We start from the raw sequence: 18409 nt of genomic DNA on the forward strand, positions 1-18409 counted from the left end.
TAAAATAATTCATTCATTCAGCTTTTCTTAAAGCGTTCACCAGGTCAGATGCCCTTTTTGCAGGATGTGAGACAGGATGCCATGGACCATTACTTTTCCCGTTTTGAACAGCGTCGCCCCCCTGCGGCGCTGCAGACACCGCGCTGGATCGTTATCTGCTGGCAGGTGCTGGCCGTTGCCGGACTGATTCTGGGCGCAAACTACATTCGCTGGCGCTGGATGTCCTCGCTGAACCCCGATGCGCTCTGGTATGCGGTGCCGCTGGCGCTGGCAGAAACCTGCGCCTGGTTTGGCACGCTGCTGTTCACCATCAATATCTGGCAGGAGAAAGATCCGCCCTGTCCGCCTGCGCCGGAGGAGATTAACCAGTGCCTGCTGCCGGCAGATCAGGCCGCGCCGCGTCCTATCCGGGTTGACCTGTTTATTGCAACCTACTCAGAAGATCCGGAGCTGGTCAGGCTGTCGATTCAGGATGCCTGTAAGGTGCACTATCCCGCCGCTATCGATTACAAGGTGCACGTGCTGGACGATGGTCGTCGCCCGGAGATGCGCGCGGTGTGTGAGCAGGAGGGGGTCAATTACATAACCCGCGACAACAACACCGGGTTCAAGGCGGGCAATATCCGCAACGGCATGGAGCACACTGACGGCGATTTTCTGGTGATCTGCGATGCGGATACCCGTGTTTTCCCGACGCTGCTGGTGCACACGCTGGGCTATTTCCGCGATCCCGACGTCGCCTGGGTGCAGACGCCGCAGTGGTTTTATGACCTGCCTGAAGGTGAGCGCCTGCCGGCATGGCTGCGCCGCCGGACCGGCTGGCCTGGCTGGCTGATCGGCAGCGTGAGTGAAAAACTATTCGGCCCGCTTACCGTCGGCAGCGATCCCTTCTTTAACGATCCGCGTATGTTCTACGACGTGATCCTGCGCCGCCGCAATGCGGCCAACGCGGCGTTCTGCTGCGGTGCCGCCTCTGTCCACCGGCGCGAAGCCGTTATGCAGGCCGCCCTGCGCAGCTACGCCTTTAACGTAGAGGAAGAGATTGCGCGCTTTACGCAGGATATCCGCGATGAGGAGACGCGCCAGGCGCTGTCGCAGGCGATGCGTCCGCACGTTATCGCTGACACCGAACTCACGCCCTACAAGTTTCACGTCTCTGAAGATATCTATACCTCCATTGTGCTGCACGGTGACGCCGGTCGCCGCTGGCGTTCGGTGATGCATCCGGGCATTGAATCTAAAATGCTCTCGCCGCAGGATCTGCTGACCTGGATGATCCAGCGCTTTAAGTACGCTGCGGGTTCGCTGGATATTCTGTTTCATGACAAGATTTTCAGCCGCCGCCGCTTTAAACTCAGCGCCGCACAAACGCTGATGTACGGCACGACGTTCTGGTCCTATCTGGCCTGCATCTGGAACACGGTGTTTCTTATCTCGCCGCTGATCTACCTGTTTACCGGTATTCCGCCGGTGGCCGCTTACTCAACGCCCTTCTACCTGCATTTTCTGCCGTTCTTTATCGTCTCCGAGCTCGCCTTTATGTTTGGCACCTGGGGGATCTCCGCCTGGGACGGTCGCGCCTCCTATCTGGCGTTCTTCTCTGTCAACCTGCGGGCATTGGGTACGGTGCTGCGCGGGGAAAAAATCAAGTTTCACGTCACGCCAAAGGAGCGGCAGAGCGGGCGTTTTCTCTACCTGGTGAAGCCGCAGCTGGCCATTGTCGCGCTGACGCTGCTCGGGCTTATCTGGGGCGGCATACAGGTCGCGCGCGGCAACGTGGACGACCCCTCTGGTTACGTCATCAACATTTTCTGGGGGGCCGTCAATATCGCGGCGATGCTGCCCATGATTATGGCTGCGCTCTGGACGCCGCCGGCACAGGAGACGGCAGATCATGAGCCTTAAAGCGGGACTCTACAGCGCACGCAGCTATCTCACCATTCTGATCGGTTTTCTGATTGGCTTTGCCATTGTGCTGTGGGTCGAGCATCAGATGCCCACCCGCACGGAAACCACGGACGGAATTATCCTGAGCGAACGCTTCCCCGCGCTGCCGGAAACGCGTGAGCTGACGTTCGAAGAAGCGGTATGGGCACGCGTGGCGTGGCAATACTTTGTCAACAACACCCAGCCCAACGGGCTGGCGAATGCGGAAGCGGATAATCCCTGGCTGAGCCTGTGGAGCAGCGGCAGCTATCTGCTGGCAACCATTGCCGCCCGCCAGCTGGAGGTGATTGATGCCGCTGAGTTTGACGATCGCATCAGCTCCGCGCTTGAGGCGCTGGGCCGGCTGCCGCTGCAGCCGGATAACCTCCCCGCCGCCTTCTATCAGGCGGACACCCTGACGCCGCTCGATCAGGAGACGGCGCGCCCCGGCTCCGCTATCGATATGGGCCGTCTGCTGATGCCGCTGCAGATCCTGCTGTGGCGCTATCCGCAGCACGCCGTCGCCGTACAGCAGCTGCTGGCGGGCTGGCAGCTGAATGCGCTGCTGCAGAGCAGCGGTCCGCAGGGCGCCAGCCTGCCGGTCAATCGCTGGGTGATCCGCAGCGACGACCCGCGCGGAAGCTACGGCTACCGTCTCTATGCGGGCAGCGTGCTGCGGCTGATCAACAGCACGGCGGGACTGGCGGTCAGCCAGCCGCCGGACGGACTGAAGATGATTGAGATTGAGGGGCACGCGGTGCCTGATGAAGGGATCCGCACGCCGTGGGGCAAGCAGCCGTCGCTTATCAGTTCGCCCTACCTGCTGACCGGGCTGGAGCAGGGCTTTGATGCGCGCAGCGGCGAGATCAGCTGGCGCATTATGCAAATCCTGCAGCAGCGCACCGGCAAACCCGATTCGCGCGGTGACATCAGCGCCGACTATGCCGAACAGGCGCCGGATTTCAACGCGGCGCTGCCGGGCCGTCAGCCGCAGCGCGGGGCACCGCAGCATACCGTTGCCCCGCTGCCCAATCAGGCGCTGCTCTCGGTCCGCACCGCCTTTGCCTGGTATGCCCTGTTCCGTAACAGCTGGAGCGAGGCACTGCGCCAGCAGATGCTGCCGCTGCTGGTGCCGGGCAAAGGCTGGCAGGCGGGCTTTAACCCTGACGGCAGCGTGAACGCTGCCCTGAATGCCGATACCAATGCGATGGTGCTGGAGAGTCTCTCCTATATCGCCCACGGACAGCTGCTCTGCCTGGGCTGCCTGTCTCAGCCCCCCGCAACCGCACGCAACAAGGAGCAAGAACAATGAGAGTGCTATCGCTACGACACGCTGGCCTGGCGGGGCTGACGCTGCTGCTGGCCCTGTGGATGCTGCCGCTGCAGGCGGCTGTCAGCCTGCCCGCTTCTGACTATAAAAGCCGCCACGGTGACCTGACGCCGCGGGAGATGCAGGTGGCGCGCAACGCCTGGTCCTATTTTGTCGCTAACTACCAGCCCACCACCGGTCTGGTGAACGCGGTGAATAAATACCCCTCCACCACCATGTGGGACAGCGGCTCATATCTGGCCGCGCTGACCGCAGCACGCGAGCTGGGGATCATAGACAAGGCGGAGTTTGATCGCCGCTTTCTGCAGTTTATCGCCACGCTGAACAAGCTGGTGCTGTTTCAGAACCAGGTACCCAACAAAGCCTACAACACCATTACCGGTCAGAAGGTGGACTACCTGAACAAACCGGGCGAGATTGGCTTCTCCGCTATCGATATTGGCCGCATGCTGCTCTGGCTGAAGATTATCAAAGAGCGCTATCCGGAGCATGGCAACAGCATTGATAACGTCGTGCTGGGCTGGGACTTTACCCACGTAGTGGATGAGTGCGGCACGCTCTATGGCGCCTACCTCGATAAGCAGAAGCAGCCTCAGTATGTGCAGGAGGGCCGGCTCGGCTATGAGGAGTATGCGGCGGCGGGCTATCAGCTGTGGGGATTCACCACCTGTCAGGCGAGCCGGCCTGAGCCCTATGCGCTGGCGGATATCTACTGTGTTCTGGTGCCCTACGACTCGCGCGATCCGCGGCTGACCAATCAGCATAACTATGTGGTGACCGAATCCTACCTGCTGCACGGCCTGGAGATGGGCTGGGACAACAGCGACGATCGTGAAGCGCGCCCCAATAACCACTCTCATCCGTGGATGAAGAACTTCGCCGATCGGGTTTATCAGGCGCAGGAAAACCGCTACATGATCACCGGCACCCTGACGGCGCGCTCCGAACACCAGCTCGATAAATCTCCCTACTTTGTCTATGACACCGTCTTCAGCGACGGCTTTAACTGGAACACCATTACTGACAAGGGTCAGTATGTGCCCAATGTGGCGGCTGTCTCGCTGAAAGCCGCGCTCGGCATGTGGGTGCTGTGGAACTCCCCTTATACCGATCGTCTGTTTGACGCGATCGAAAACGCCGACGAGAAAGACAAAGGCTACTACGAAGGCCTCTATGAGAATGGCGATGGTCCGATCAAGGAGTTCACCGCCAACAACAACGGTATCATGCTGGAAGCGCTGCTGTTCAAAAAGCAGGGCAAGCTGCTGCGCTTTAACACTGACGATGCGCGCAGCCGCAGCTATGCGCCCTCCCTGTGGGAAAAGCGCCTGGTGGATCTGTTTGAAGAGAACAACACGCGTCGCAACCGGCCTTTCCTGGAGGTGACGCCCGGCATAAAAACCTGGTGCGATCAGAGCGGAACCGCCGTGCGCAGCGCACCGAAGTGCAGCGCCTGCAAATGCGCCCGCTGCGACAGCAGTGCGCCCGTTAAACTTCCGCCGGTAGCGACCTCATGCCTAAAACCCTAGTGCGTATCACCGGGCTGGTCGTGGCTCTGCTGCTGGCGCTCGGAGCCTGGCTGCTGCTGCGTCATGAGGGGGCGGGCTGGCGCTGGCTGGCAAACGGCGGCTGGCACACCACCGCCCGCACCGGCGCGCTGACGTCTGAGGAGCAGCGCTGGGCCACGGTGGCCTGGCGCTATTTTGAGAACAACAGCGAGCCGGGCAGCGGCCTGGTCAGCGGCAGCGACCGGCGACCGGTCGTCAGCCTGTGGCAGATGGGGGATACGCTGATTGCGCTGACCGCGGCGCGTGAGCTGCAGCTTATCGACGATCGCCGTTTTGACCACCAGCTCAGTCAGCTGCTTGGCAGCCTTAATCGCCTCCCCCTCACCCAAAGCGGCGTGCCCAATCTGCTCTATAACAGCCGGACGCTGGCGATGGTAGGCTACAGCAATACGCCACAGGTGATCGGCTGGTCCTCACGCGATATGGCGCGCCTGATGATGGCGCTGCAGGTCGTGGCAACGTTTCACCCGCAGTATGGTGAATACCTGCAGCGCATCATCCTGCGCTGGAACTTCTGTCCGGTGGTGGATAAACAGGGCCAGCTCAGTGCCGGTATGTGGCAGCAGAAGCAGATGCGCATACAGCCGGAGGGACGGCTGGGCGACAGTGAATACAGCGCCGCCGGCTTCGGGCTGTGGGGTTTTGCTAACCAGCAGTCGCTGCAGCCTCCGGCGCAGCATGTCATTATCGACGGGCTGGCGCTGGATATCGACAGCCGCGATCCCCGCACCACCTGGACGCCCGCTGCCATTACCACGCTGCCCTGGGTGCTGAGCGGGCTGGAGTATGGCTGGCAGCTGCCGGGGGCCGACCGCGCCCAAATCCGTCAGCTGCGCCAGCGTGCCAGTCTGGTTTATCAGGTGCAGGAGCGGCGCTGGCAGCGTCAGGGGATCTTAACGGCCCGCAGCGATTTTGCCCTCACCGTCGCGCCGTGGCACGTCAACGACACCATTTTTGCTAACGGCTACGCCTGGAACACGCTGACTGACGATAACAAATGGGTGCCGACGCTGGCGCAGGTCTCTACCCGTGCGGTATTTGGCCTCTGGGCGCTCTGGGACACGCCGTTTACCGATGCGCTGATGCGCACCACCCGGCTGCAGTATGATCCGGCGCGCGGCTGGTATGAGGGGCGCACGGAGGCGACCGGGGACTATAACCGCGCTATCACCCTCTCCACTAACGCGATGGTGCTGGAAGCGCTGCTGTTTAAAACCCGCATGAAACCGCTGATCGACAGCGAAAACCCCGGGAGCCGCCAGTTCTTCCGTCAGCAGCTGGCCGATCCGTTCCGTGTGCCGCAGCGCTGCCTGCCGTTCACCGCCCCGCTGGCCGAAGAATAAGGAGAAACTGATGCCGGAAAGCCTGTTACCCAAAGCGCTGGACTCCCTGCGCGCCGCGGTGCTGATGTATGACGCGCAGGAGCGGCTGGTGGCGTATAACCAGCAGGTGGTCTGTTTCTATCCCGGGATGGAGCAGCGTATCCGCGTCGGCATGACGCTGACCGAGCTGGCGCAGGATTTTATCGCTTCCGCCTACATGACAGAGGATGACCGCAGCCGTCAGGCGATGATCGATAACCTCGTGAGCCGCTGCCGGCTCGACAACCACAGTGAGATGCGGCGCATTGCTAACCGGCAGGTGTTTGTCCAGCATAACCGCACGCCTGAAGGCGGGATAGTCAGTCTGCATATTGACGTCTCAGGCTATACGCTGATTGACGCGTCGCGGCGGCAGCTGCACGCTGACTTTGTGCTGGCAGCAGAATCGACCCAGATTGGCATCTGGGACTGGCAGCAGCAGAACGATCTGCTGCAGGTCAATGATGCGCTGCTCAATATGCTGGGCTATCCGCGTGAAACCTGGCACTACAGCGCCACCTTTCTCGATACCCTGCTGCACCCGGACGATCGCGAACCGCTGCAGCAGCTGTTTGCCTCCGCCAGCAATAAACAGCTGCCGGTGTTTGAACGTGAAATTCGCCTGCTGCACCGCAGCGGCAACTACCGCTGGATGCTGCTTTCCGGTCAGGTGGCCAGCGTTACGGTCAGCGGCGAAACGGAACGCGTCATTGGCACGCTGCAGGATATTACCAAGCGTAAAGAGGCAGAGCAGCTCTCACTGCAGGCCATTGCCGCTGCACACGCGGCCAACGAAGCCAAAAGCGCGTTTCTGGCAAATATGAGCCATGAGATCCGCACGCCGATGAACGGTATTCTGGGTATGACGCAGCTCTGTCTTGATACCCGGCTGACCGCAGAACAGCGTGAGTACATGACGCTGGTCTATCACTCAGCCCACACCCTGCTGCGTATCATTAACGATATTCTCGACTACTCCAAAATAGAGGCGGGAAAAATTGAGCTGGATGAAGAGCAGTTTGAGATCCGCCCGTTTCTGCACGCCGTGGCGCGGCCGCTGATGCCGGCCGCCAGCGAAAAAGCGCTGGAGCTGCTGATTAACGTCACCCCGGATGTCCCCGCTACCTTTCTCGCTGACACTGTACGCCTGCGCCAGATCCTGACCAACCTCATCAGCAACGCGCTGAAATTTACCCATCAGGGCGAGGTTGAACTGGCCGTGACGCGCGATGCCACGCACAACCGGCTGCGCTTTCAGGTGCGCGACACCGGCATCGGTATTCCACCGGAGAAGCAGCAGCTGATATTTGAATCCTTCAGCCAGGCAGACACCTCTACCACCCGCAAATATGGCGGCACCGGGCTCGGGCTGACCATCTCTGCCCGGCTGGTGGAGCGGCTGGGCGGTTCGCTCACCGTACAGAGTGAACCGGGGCGCGGCAGTACCTTTACCTTTTCTCTGCCGTTGCCGGCGCAGCACGACAGCGATCCGGTGCGGCACTCACTGCGCCTGACGCCGGTACCGGTGCTGGTTGTGGATGACAACGCCACCAACCGCCATCTGCTGGGCGATATGCTGCGCAATATGGGTCTGCAGCCCAGCCTGGCGGCCAGCGCCGCCGATGCGCTGGCGCTGCTGCAGGCGCAGCCCGACTTTCCGCTGATCCTGCTGGATGCGCAGATGCCCGATCGGGATGGCCTCGACCTGGCGCGGGAGATCCGTGCCAACCCGCAGCTGGCAGCCAGTCAGATTATTATGCTCAGCTCAATGAGCCGGGCGATGGACGCGGAACAGCTGCAGCAGCTTGGCGTGGATAAGTTTCTGGCAAAACCGATCGATCAGCGTGAGCTCTATGATGCGCTGGCGGCCGCATCCGGCCAGCGCCAGCACGCCAGCGGTCCGGAAAGCGCGCCGGCCAGCCCCGTGACCGACCCCGCCACGCAGGCGCTGCGCATTCTGCTCGCCGAAGATAATCTGGTGAATCAGAAGCTTGCTGCCCACTTTCTGACCCGGCTCGGGCATCACTTTGCCATCGCCGGTAACGGCCTGGAGGCGCTGAGGCTGCTGGCGCAGGATAGCTGGGACCTGGTGCTGATGGATCTGCAGATGCCGGAGCTGGACGGTGAAAAAGCGACGCGTCTGATCCGCGAACGCGAAGCCGCCGCGTCGCCGCCCCGCCATCAGCGCATCATCGCCATGACGGCGCACGCGATGAAAGGCGACGAGGAGTACTGTCTGCAGAACGGCTTTGATGGCTACGTGGCCAAGCCGGTGAGCCAGGAGATGCTGCACCAGGAGATCGGCCGCGTTATGGCGCTGCCCGATCCGGCCGCAGACGACATGCCAGCCCCACCCGGCGACGTCGCCGCGCTGGCACAGCAGCTCGGGCTGGACGAGTCGCTGCTGCGTGAACTGCTGCTGCTGTTTGCCGAATCCCTGACGGAGATCGAGACGCAGCTGATGACCGCGCTGAATGAGAGCGACTGGACGAGCGTGTCACGCCACTGTCACAAGCTGCGGGGCGAAGCCGCTATTTTCGGGTTTACGGCGTTAACCCATACGCTGCAAACCGCTGAAACGCACATCCGTCAGGGTGATGTCCTTGACGCAGCGCAGCTGCGCGAAGATCTGACACAACAGAGTACCCGGGTGCGCCAGCAGCTGCGCACGCTGCTGGAGGAGAACTGATGCGAACGTTACTGCCCCTGCTGCTGATCGTCAGCCTGCCCGCTGCGGCGGTCAGTGAGGTACCGGTCAGCTGGTCGCTGGCCGGACAATGGCGCGTGCATGACGCTAATACGCCCGGCTTTGACGGCTGGCGCGGCACGGACAGCGGATGGCCGACGCTGCGCGTCCCCGCCAACTGGTATACTGCCGGACGCGATCATCAGGGCGCGCTCTGGTACCGCCATGAGTTCTCGCTGCCGCCGCTGCAGGCGGATCAGCGGGCGACGCTGGAGTTTGACGGCGTTGATTACCTGGCTGACGTCTGGCTCAACGGTCACCAGCTGGCGCAGCATGAAGGATATTTCCAGCGCTTTGCCGTGGATCTCACCGACAGCCTGCGCCGCTACAACCGGCTGGCCGTGCGGGTCGACAGCCCGCGCGAAGCGACGCCAGGCACCTGGCCGCTGCATAAGAACCTGATGAAAGGGATCCTGAACCAGCACGATACGCGCCCCGGCGGCGCCTGGAGCGATCGCGGTCAGGAGGCGAACTCCGGCGGCATCTGGGCGCCGGTGCGGCTGCGTATCAGCCGCGGCGCAACGATCGATCAGCTGATCCTGCGTCCTGACTGGTCTCAGGGGCTGGCGCAGCCGCAGCTCTCTGCCGAACTGCGCTATCGCGCCCCGGTCGCGGCTGATGCCACGCTGACCCTGCGCGCCGCGCCGGATAACTTCTCCGGCACCGCGTTTCAGCTGCAGCAGCGCGTCCGGCTGGCGGCCACCGGCGACGCGCCGGCGCGCCTGCGGGTGACGCTGTCGATGCCGGCGGCGCGTCTGTGGTGGCCGGTGGATTACGGCAAGCCGCATCTTTATCAGGTCAGCGCCACGCTCCGTGACGATCGCGGCGTCATGGACCGGCGCAGCAGCCGCACCGGTCTGCGCAAGGTGGAGGCGCTGGAAAATAATCAGGGCTGGCGCATCAACGATCGGCGCATCTTTGTTCGCGGTACAAATTACATCGGCTCGCCGTGGCTCAGCAGCATGAATAAAGCGCGCTATCTGCGCGATTTTGCGCTGGTGGAGAAGATGAACGCCAACGCTATCCGCGTGCATGGCCACGTTGCGGGCCGTGCGCTTTATGAGGCGGCTGACGAGCGCGGCCTGCTGATCTGGCAGGATGTGCCGCTGCAGTGGGGCTATAACGACTCTGCCGGATTTGCGGATAACGCGGTGGCGCAGACCCGCGCGATGATCGGGCAGTTTGGCAACTCACCGGCTATCGTGGTCTGGGGCGGCCAGAACGAGCCGCCGTTTAACTCGCCGTGGATGGAAAAGCGTTTTCCCGACTGGCATAAAGATCTCAATCGTACCCTGACCCGGCGGGTAGCCGACGCGCTGGCGGAAGATCGCAGCCGCATCGTGCATCCTTATTCAGCTGTGGAGGAGCACTACTGGGCAGGCTGGTATTTTGGCACGCTGAATAATCTGCTTGAACCGGCAAAAACGGCCACCGTCACGGAGTTTGGTGCACAGGCGCTGCCAGACCTGGCGACGCTGAAAACGATCATTCCGCGCCGCGAATGGTGGCCTGCCTCAACCGAACCTGGTGATCCGCTCTGGACCCGCTGGAAATATCATAATTTCCAGCCGATCCAGACGTTTAAAAATGCAGGCATCAGCCGGGGCAAGAACATTCAGGACTTCATCAAAAACACCCAGCGCTATCAGGCGCAGCTGGTCGCCGTTGCCGCTGAAAGCTACCGGCGTCAGCGCTTTCAGCCGGTGACCGCGCTGTTTCAGTTTATGTTTGTTGAGACCTGGCCTTCAATCAACTGGGGCGTGGTGGATTATCGGCGTCAGCCGAAAGCGGGCTATTACGCGCTGCAGCGCGCCTATCAGCCGCTGCTGCCCTCTATCGATCCCCATACGATGAACTGGCAGGCTGCCCGGCCCGGCGCGCTGTCGCTCTGGGTCATCAACGACCTGCCGCAGACGTTTCCGGCGCTGACGCTGCGCTGGCGGGCCGGCCAGCAGAGTCACCTGCTCGCCAGCGGCGAACGGCAGGTCACGGCAGCCGCTGACACCGGCCTTAAGGTGCTCGATGTCCCGCTCACCCCCATCAGCGCCGCCCCGCTGCGGGTGCAGACCTGGCTTATCGACGCACAGGGAAAAACGCTGGCAGAAAACCAGCTGGAGCTGGAGGTGGCGCCCGCGGACGCCAGGTAACGACCCGCCCGGCAAGGTCGCGGGCGTGGCGGTTTACTCGTCGTTGGTAAAACGGCCGACGCGGGTGGCACCAGCCAGCGCATGGCCTTTAAGCTGAGCGATCAGCGCATCATGCGTCAGCCCGGCAGGCAGCGCGTCTGCCGGCAGATCGGTGGCGATAATCACAAAATTGTAGTGATGCATGCCGCTGCCTGCAGGCGGACAGGGTCCATAGTAGCGCGCCGTGCCGGGGCTGTTGGTGCCGCCGGTATAACCGGCCCCTCTGCTCAGTTCGCCGCGCGCAAACTGCTGCCGTCCGGCCGGAATGTTATACGCCACCATATGCACCACGCCGAGCCCTTTTGCCCCCACCGGATCGGTCATCAGCAGCGCAAAGCTGCGCGTGCCAGGCGGTGCATCATGCCAGCTGAACGCGGGCGACAGGTTCTCGCCGCTGCATGCCGGATTGCCCGGTTTATTACCGGCAAACGCTTTCTGCAGCATACCTCCATCCTGAAAATCAGGCGACTGCAGGGTGAATACCGGTGCGGCCAGCGCGCTGACCGGCAACGCCAGCGCCAGTAACGCCATTTTTACGCTGTTCATCAAAAGCTCCCGTAATAAATCGCTGAGCATCAAGTATATAACCTGTTCAGCCGCGCGCGGACGACTACACTGCTAATCGCGCCCTTTTACCCGCAAGGAGTCCGGGATGTCCGTCCCCCCGCTGTCGCATTTTTTACCCGCCACGCGCAGATGGTTTGCGCAGACGTTCGATCAGGCGACGCCGGTTCAGCAGGCCGCCTGGGACGCCATCGCCCGCGGCAGCCATACGCTGGTGGTGGCGCCGACCGGCTCCGGCAAAACGCTGGCGGCGTTTCTGCACGCCATTGATGCGCTGTTTCGCGAGCGCAGTCGGGAGGCCACCGTCGCGCCCGGTGAAACCACGCGCGTGCTCTATATTTCGCCGGTTAAAGCGCTGGCCGCCGACGTGGCGCGCAACCTGCAGCTGCCGCTGGCGGGCGTCAGTGCCTGTCATCAGCAGCAGGGTGAACCGGCCATCGCGCTCCGCTGCGGGATCCGCAGCGGCGATACGCCGGCGCGCGAGCGTGCAGCGCTGCGACGCCATCCGCCCGATATTTTAATCACGACGCCGGAGTCGCTCTATCTGCTGCTGACCTCGCAGGGGCGCGACACGCTGCGCGGGGTCACCAGCGTCATCGTTGATGAAATTCACGCGCTGGCGGGTAACAAACGCGGCGCGCATCTGGCGCTGTCGCTGGAGCGGCTCGATGCGCTGCTGGCCCGGCCGGCGCAGCGTATCGGATTATCTGCAACGGTCAACCCGCCGGAGACCGTGGCGCGGTTTCTGGCCGGTCGCCGGCAGGTCACTATCGTTAATCCGCCTATGCCGCGTCCGCTGCAGCTCCGCGTGACGGTCCCGGTACCGGATCTGACGGCTCCCCCGCCGCTGCCGGGAAGCGAAAGCGAAGCCGGCACGCTCTGGCCGCATCTGGAGACAGGAATACTGGCTGCGGTGCTGCGCCATCACACCACGCTGGTGTTTACCAATTCGCGCGCGCTGGCAGAAAAGCTGACGGCGCGCCTTAACGCCCGCTGGCAGCAGCAGCAGCGCGACGCCTCCGCAGAGATTGCTCGGGCGCACCACGGCTCCGTTGCCCGGGAGCAGCGCCTGCTGATCGAAAGCGCGCTGAAAAGCGGTGCGCTGCGCTGCGTGGTGGCCACCTCCAGCCTGGAGCTGGGGATCGATATGGGCAGCGTCGGACAGGTGATTCAGGTCGGTGCGCCGCCGTCGGTTGCCAGCGCCCTGCAGCGCACCGGACGCGCCGGACACCGGCCGGGCAGTACGCCGCAGGGCGAGTTCTGGCCCCGTTCGCGCAGCGAGCTGCTGCAGACGGCGGTGATCGTCACGGCCATGCAGACGGGAGAGACGGAGCCGCTGATTGTGCCGGAAAACCCGCTGGATATTCTCGCCCAGCAGACCATCGCCGCCGCCGCCATGGCGCCGCTGGACGCCGGCGGCTGGTTTGAGCAGGTCACGCGCAGCGCGCCCTTTCTGACGCTGTCACGGCACGATTACGATGCGGTGCTGGCGATGCTGACGGGACGTGACCACACTGACGCGTTCGCCCTGCTGCGCCCGCGGCTGATCCATGACCTGCAGACGGATAGCATCACGGCCCGGCCCGGCGCAAAGCTGCTGGCGGTTATGCACGCCGGTGCCATCCCCGATCGCGGCAGCGTCAGCGTCATGCTGCCGGAAGGTGAGGCGCAGGCCGGCGCCCGCCGCGTGGGAGAGCTGGATGAGGAGATGGTTTACGGCTCACGCGTCAATGACATCGTGACGCTGGGGGCCACCACCTGGCGTATTCAGCAGATTACGCGCGACCGGGTGATTGTCACACCGGCGCCGGGACGCACCGCACGGCTGCCCTTCTGGCAGGCAGATACGCCCGGACGTGCCGCAGCGTCTGGCGCAGCACGCGGTCGCTATCTGCGTGACGCCGCGACCGGCACGGTAAACGATCCGGCGCTGGACGCCGGCGCACAGAATAATCTTCAGGCGCTGCTGCGCGAGCAGCAGGCGGCGACCGGGCAGCTGCCGGATGACCGCACGCTGCTGATTGAGCGCTGTGCGGATGAAAACGGCGACTGGCGCCTGATCCTGCACTCGCCGTGGGGCAGACGCGTACACGCGCCCTGGGCGCTGGCGCTGGCCGATCGGCTCGCTGAACAGTACGGCATTACGGCCGATGTGGTCGCCAGTGACGACGGCATTATGACGCGGCTGCCATCGCCGCTTACCTTTACACCCGCTGACTGGCTGCAGTTTGCGGCAGATGACTTACAGCAGCGGGTAAGCCGTGCCGTCAGCGGATCGCCGCTGTTTACCGCGCGCTTTCGCGAATGCGCCGCCCGCGCCCTGCTGCTGCCGGGCCAGCGTGCCGGACAGCGCGCGCCCCTCTGGCAGCAGCGGCTGCGTGCCGCAGAGCTGCTTGACGCCGTGCGTCCGTATCCGGACTTTCCGCTGCTGCGGGAAACCGCGCGTGAATGCCTGCAGGATGTATACGATCTGCCCGCGCTGCAGCAGCTGATGGCGCAGATCCGCCGCGGTGAGGTGCAGCTGCGCGAGGTAACAACTGACGTCCCCTCGCCCTTCGCCGCCGCGCTGCTGACCGGCCATCTGGCTGACGCCGATCGCCGGACGGTGCCGCAGGCCGAGCAGCGGGCCGCACTGCTGACGCTGGATGCATCGCTGCTCAGCGAGCTGCTCGGGCCACTGCCGGCAGCGCAACTGCTGGACGCGAACGTCATTGCGCAGACGGAACAGCTGCTGCAGCGCCTGACGCCTGACCGTCAGGCTGATAGCCAGGAAGCGGTAGCGGATCTGCTGCGCGAACTGGGGCCGCTCAGCGCCGGAGAGATAGCAGAACGCTACCGGGGAACCCCGCCGCTGACCGGGGTGCTGGAAACCCTGCAGCAGGCAGGCCGCATCATACCGGTTACGTCCGGTGCGCAGGCCTGTTTTGCGGTGGCGGAAGATGCCGCCCGCCTGCAGGCGCTCTCCGGTGGCGGCAGCGCAGTCCCGGAGAGCGCGGTTCGTCCGCTGCAGGCGCTGATTGGCCGCTATCTGCGCACGCATACGCTGGTGACAGCCGATGAGGTTGCCCGGCGCTTTGACCTTGACGCCGGCATTGCCGGGAAGCTGCTGGCGGAAACGCCGGGTATTATCAGAAGCGAAGCGGCCTCCGGCGTGGTGCAGTGGATCGCCGCGCCGGTATTCCGCCGCCTGCGGCTGGCATCGCTGCAGGCGGCGCGTGAGGCGACCCGGCCTGCCGAGCCGGCGGCCTGGGTGCAGGCGCTGATGGATCATCATGGTCTCACCGCGCCGCTCAGCGGCGCAGAGGGTCTGCGCCGGGTGATCGCGCAGCTGGCCGGGGTTGCCCTGCCTGCCGGACTGTGGGAGAGCCAGATTTTTCCGGCGCGTGTCGCGGATTATCATCCTGCGCTGCTGGACGGGCTGCTGACGCGTGGCGACGTGCTCTGGCGCGGCAGCCGCGCGCCCGGCACGCGCCAGGAGCGGGTTGAATTCTGCCCGGCTGACGCCGCTGCCGCACTCCTGACACCCCCTGCTGACGCGCAAATCGTGACGTTGTCACCTGTACAGCAGCGGATCGTGGCGTTCCTGCAGCAGCACAGCAGCGCAACGTTCAGGCAGCTGCAGCAGGCAACAGAAAGCGACGCAGACGACAGCACATCGCAGGATACCGCCACGGCGCTGTGGGATCTGGTGTGGCGCGGACGGGTGACGTCCGGCAGCTGGCAGCCGCTGCGGATGCCGCCGCTGCGCAGCAAACCGCGTCCGGCACGCCGTCGCCGCCTGACCGCCCGGTATGCTGGCATGGCACCCGGCGGTGCCGGGCGTCCGGCACTGGCTGCCAGCGCCCAGCTGTCCGGCAGCTGGACGCTGCTGAACATCAGACCGGCAGCTGATACGGTACGCGCGCTGGCGCTGACCCGCGCCCTGCTGGATCGGACCGGCGTGGTGACGCACGGCGCTGCCCGGAGCAGCGCCGTGCCCGGTGGTTTTCCGGCACTGCAGCCGGTGCTGCGCGCGATGGAGGATGCGGGACGCCTGCTGCGCGGGCGGTTTGTCAGCGGCATGGGTGCCGCGCAGTTCGCTGAACCGGCAATGATTGAGCGTATCCGCCAGCTGCAGCGCGCGCCGTCTGCCGTACCGCTGGCACTGGCCACGCTGGATCCGGCCAACCCGTTCGGCACGCTGCTGCCGTGGCCGCTGACCACATCCGGGACGAAACCGCTGCGCCGCAGCGGCAGCTGGGTGGTGCTGTTCCAGGGCTGGCCGCTGCTCTGGCTGCCGCCCGGCGGCAAACAGCTGCATACGTTTACGGCCGGCGCGTCACCGGACACCCTGCAGCAGGCGCTGGGCACGCTGGTCACCGCCCTCCGGCGCGAGCCGCGCCTGCGCTTTACGCTGGAACAGATTGATGGCTGTCCGGCCAGCCAGTCGCCGCTTACCGCCCTGCTGAAGCCGGCAGGCTTTTCGCGCGCGCCGGGTGGCTACAGCTGGGATGGCTGAGCGCGCAGGCGCAGAGCGTGCTGCTGCAGGGCGGCGCGCTGGCCCGCCGTCGCCTCCGGCCACGCCAGCTGCGGGAACAGATAGAGCCGGACGCTGAACAGATGAAACAGCGGTGTAAATAAACGCTCATCGTCCAGCGCCAGCGCTTCCAGCTGCAGCAGCAGCAGATCGAGCGCCTGCTGCAGCTCAGCGTGCGGAACGCTCTGCAGCGATCTCAGCCGCTGTTTCAGAAACCGTCCCAGCTCAAAGAAAAATGTCCCGCTGTCGAGCAGATAATTACCCAGCAGCACCCGATGCCGCGCGTAGTAATCAAAGCTGTTTACGCCAAGCCACACCTCGTTAAGCAGCATACCGGCGCTGCTCATATCTGACTGCGGATCGAGACGCAGGCGCGGCAACACCATGTTGACCTTATCCAGCATCAGGCTGATAAAGCGCTGCCGGGCCGGCAGCGACGATCCGTTGCGCTCTATCTCCTTAATAAAGCGCAGCAGCTCACGCAGGCCGCGTCGTACCGCGCGCCGGGCGCTCCAGGAGGGGCGCTTGTTACGCATAATGGCCGTGGCGATCACCGCAAACAGCACGCCCGTGACCGAGGCGATCGCGTTATTGACCAGCAGCACCAGATCCGGCTTCAGATGGTGACCGAAGCCAATAAACCCCGGGATTTGAATCGCCACGCTCAAGCCAGTCAGGTTGGTTGCCGGCCGGGCGATTGTCAGCGCCAGCGCCACAAGACCCGGCGCCATGCAGATCATCAGCGCCTCAAACGAGGTCGCCTGCGGCAGCAGCAGCGCGACATACACCAGGCTGATGCCAATCGCAATCAGCACGCCGCGCACAAACAGCTTCATTGATGTAAGCGGCGTATCGAGGCTGGCAAAGAATGAGCTCAGGATCGCCGCCATAACCGGAGCAGACGCGCCGTCGCGCCATCCGCTTGCCATCCACAGCAGGCAGCTGCCAAAGGTGGCGCAAAACGCGGTCAGCGCCGAAAGACGGATAAGCCCCCGATCAAAGAAACGGTGGGTACGTTTGCCGCGCGCCAGCGTGGTGTCACCGGACAGATCGCTGACCATGCCGCTGACGCTCTGATACGCCCCGGCAATGCGCACAAAGTCAATCATGCGTTCCAGCAACCCGCTCAGCAGCAGGCAGTGTTCAGTCGGCAGATCGCCGGCGCGCCACGCCGCGTTGACCTGCGCCTGACGATGAGTCAGCTCCAGCTGGATGCCGATCACATCGCCCGGGGCCTCACCGTCGCTGAGCCACTGCAGAAACTGCTGAAATCCCTGCGCCACGTAGTCAGGCAGCAGGATATTGCGCGCGGCCAGACGCTGCAGGCGCAGCTCAATCGCGGTCAGCGTCGGGATAAGATAGGAGAGGTGCTGATACTGTGCGCTGACCAGGCGGATCAGCCGGCGGGCAGCATCTCCCTCATAGACGCAGTGGGTGATCAGAATTTCCACCTGCTGCGGTGCGGTGGCCATCTGCGTCAGAATCGCTTCGCGCTCGGGCGAGACGGCGGTAACCGGCCCGGAGAGCAGATCGTGACAGAGCCGGCGGCCGGTGAGATACCACTGCGTAACGCTCTGCTCCAGCAGGCTGCGCATAGAGACCGGGAACAGCAGACCGTGTATCAGGCTGCTGCAGACAATGCCTAAGGTGATCTCTTCAATACGCGACAGCACCGTGCTGGTGATACCCCACGGCGTATAAACCTCCGGGAAACCCATAATCGCCGCGCTGTAGCCCGCCAGCATAAACACATAGCTTTTTGGCGTCCGGTCATGCAGTGACAGCCAGAGGCAGCCGCTGACCCAGAGCGAAATCACCAGGCTGAACAGCAGCGGATGCGCCACCGTTAGCGGAAAAATCAGAAAGATAAACAGGCCGCCCAGCAGCGTGCCGAGCAGACGAAACAGCGATTTTGAGATGGTGGAAGCGGAATAGAGCTGCGAGGCAACAAATACCGTCGTCAGTGCCCAGGCGGGGCGATCCAGGTTAATTTCCAGCGCCAGCCAGAGCGCCAGAAACGCAGCCAGCGTGGTTTTCACAGCAAAGAACAGAGCGGGTCGGGTAAGCCACGGCATGTTACAGGGACCAGAAGGCACTAAGTGCGGCGTATCCTGCCAGATTGCCGCCTGCGCTCACGCAGATAACTACGACAAATTGTTTCGTCATCAAAATTTATGCTGGATAAGCGGCGCGGTCCGCAGGGTTATTCGTT

Annotated in this window: 9 protein-coding genes; 7 read left to right on the forward strand and 2 right to left on the reverse strand. The window is 63.6% G+C overall.

Going from position 1 to position 18409, the window contains the following annotated elements:
- Positions 1–81 precede the first annotated feature (81 nt).
- Genes B3041_RS08855 through B3041_RS08880 form a run of 6 tightly spaced genes read left to right on the forward strand, consistent with a single transcriptional unit; the run spans position 82 to position 11078 of the window.
- Positions 82–1905 (forward strand): glycosyltransferase, encoded by a 1824-nt coding sequence (locus tag B3041_RS08855; protein ID WP_292971498.1) that lies wholly within the window; start codon positions 82–84, stop codon positions 1903–1905.
- Positions 1895–3238 (forward strand): DUF3131 domain-containing protein, encoded by a 1344-nt coding sequence (locus B3041_RS08860; RefSeq protein ID WP_065649377.1) that lies wholly within the window; start codon positions 1895–1897, stop codon positions 3236–3238. The genes B3041_RS08855 and B3041_RS08860 overlap by 11 nt, the downstream gene beginning before the upstream one ends.
- A gap of 59 nt (positions 3239–3297) precedes the next feature.
- On the forward strand, positions 3298–4785 hold the full coding sequence (locus B3041_RS08865; protein WP_292972438.1) for a DUF3131 domain-containing protein: 1488 nt from the start codon (positions 3298–3300) through the stop codon (positions 4783–4785).
- On the forward strand, positions 4770–6167 hold the full coding sequence (locus B3041_RS08870) for a DUF3131 domain-containing protein (protein ID WP_065649379.1): 1398 nt from the start codon (positions 4770–4772) through the stop codon (positions 6165–6167). The genes B3041_RS08865 and B3041_RS08870 overlap by 16 nt, the downstream gene beginning before the upstream one ends.
- Before the next feature lie 10 nt (positions 6168–6177).
- Positions 6178–8874: a response regulator gene (locus B3041_RS08875; RefSeq protein ID WP_065649380.1), complete on the forward strand. Its 2697-nt coding sequence runs from the start codon at positions 6178–6180 to the stop codon at positions 8872–8874.
- The gene (locus B3041_RS08880) at positions 8874–11078 is read left to right on the forward strand and encodes a glycoside hydrolase family 2 protein (protein ID WP_292971503.1); all 2205 of its coding nucleotides are present in this window, start codon (positions 8874–8876) and stop codon (positions 11076–11078) included. Before B3041_RS08875 ends, B3041_RS08880 begins: the two co-directional genes overlap by 1 nt.
- A 33-nt stretch (positions 11079–11111) precedes the next feature.
- Here B3041_RS08880 and B3041_RS08885 read toward each other — a convergent pair whose 3' ends face one another.
- Positions 11112–11663, reverse strand: a complete 552-nt coding sequence (locus B3041_RS08885) for a YbhB/YbcL family Raf kinase inhibitor-like protein (RefSeq protein ID WP_065649382.1) — start codon at positions 11661–11663, stop codon at positions 11112–11114.
- 106 nt (positions 11664–11769) lie between these two features.
- Between B3041_RS08885 and B3041_RS08890 the strand changes: the two genes are divergently transcribed.
- Positions 11770–16179, forward strand: coding sequence for an ATP-dependent helicase (locus tag B3041_RS08890; protein WP_292971506.1), 4410 nt, complete (start codon positions 11770–11772; stop codon positions 16177–16179).
- Here the strand turns inward: B3041_RS08890 and B3041_RS08895 are convergent.
- Positions 16161–18272 (reverse strand): FUSC family protein, encoded by a 2112-nt coding sequence (locus tag B3041_RS08895; protein ID WP_292972441.1) that lies wholly within the window; start codon positions 18270–18272, stop codon positions 16161–16163. The genes B3041_RS08890 and B3041_RS08895 overlap by 19 nt on opposite strands.
- Between the last annotated feature and the right edge of the window lie 137 nt (positions 18273–18409).

Source organism: Pantoea sp. UBA4549, assembly GCF_002387285.1.
GTDB lineage: Bacteria > Pseudomonadota > Gammaproteobacteria > Enterobacterales > Enterobacteriaceae > Pantoea > Pantoea borealis.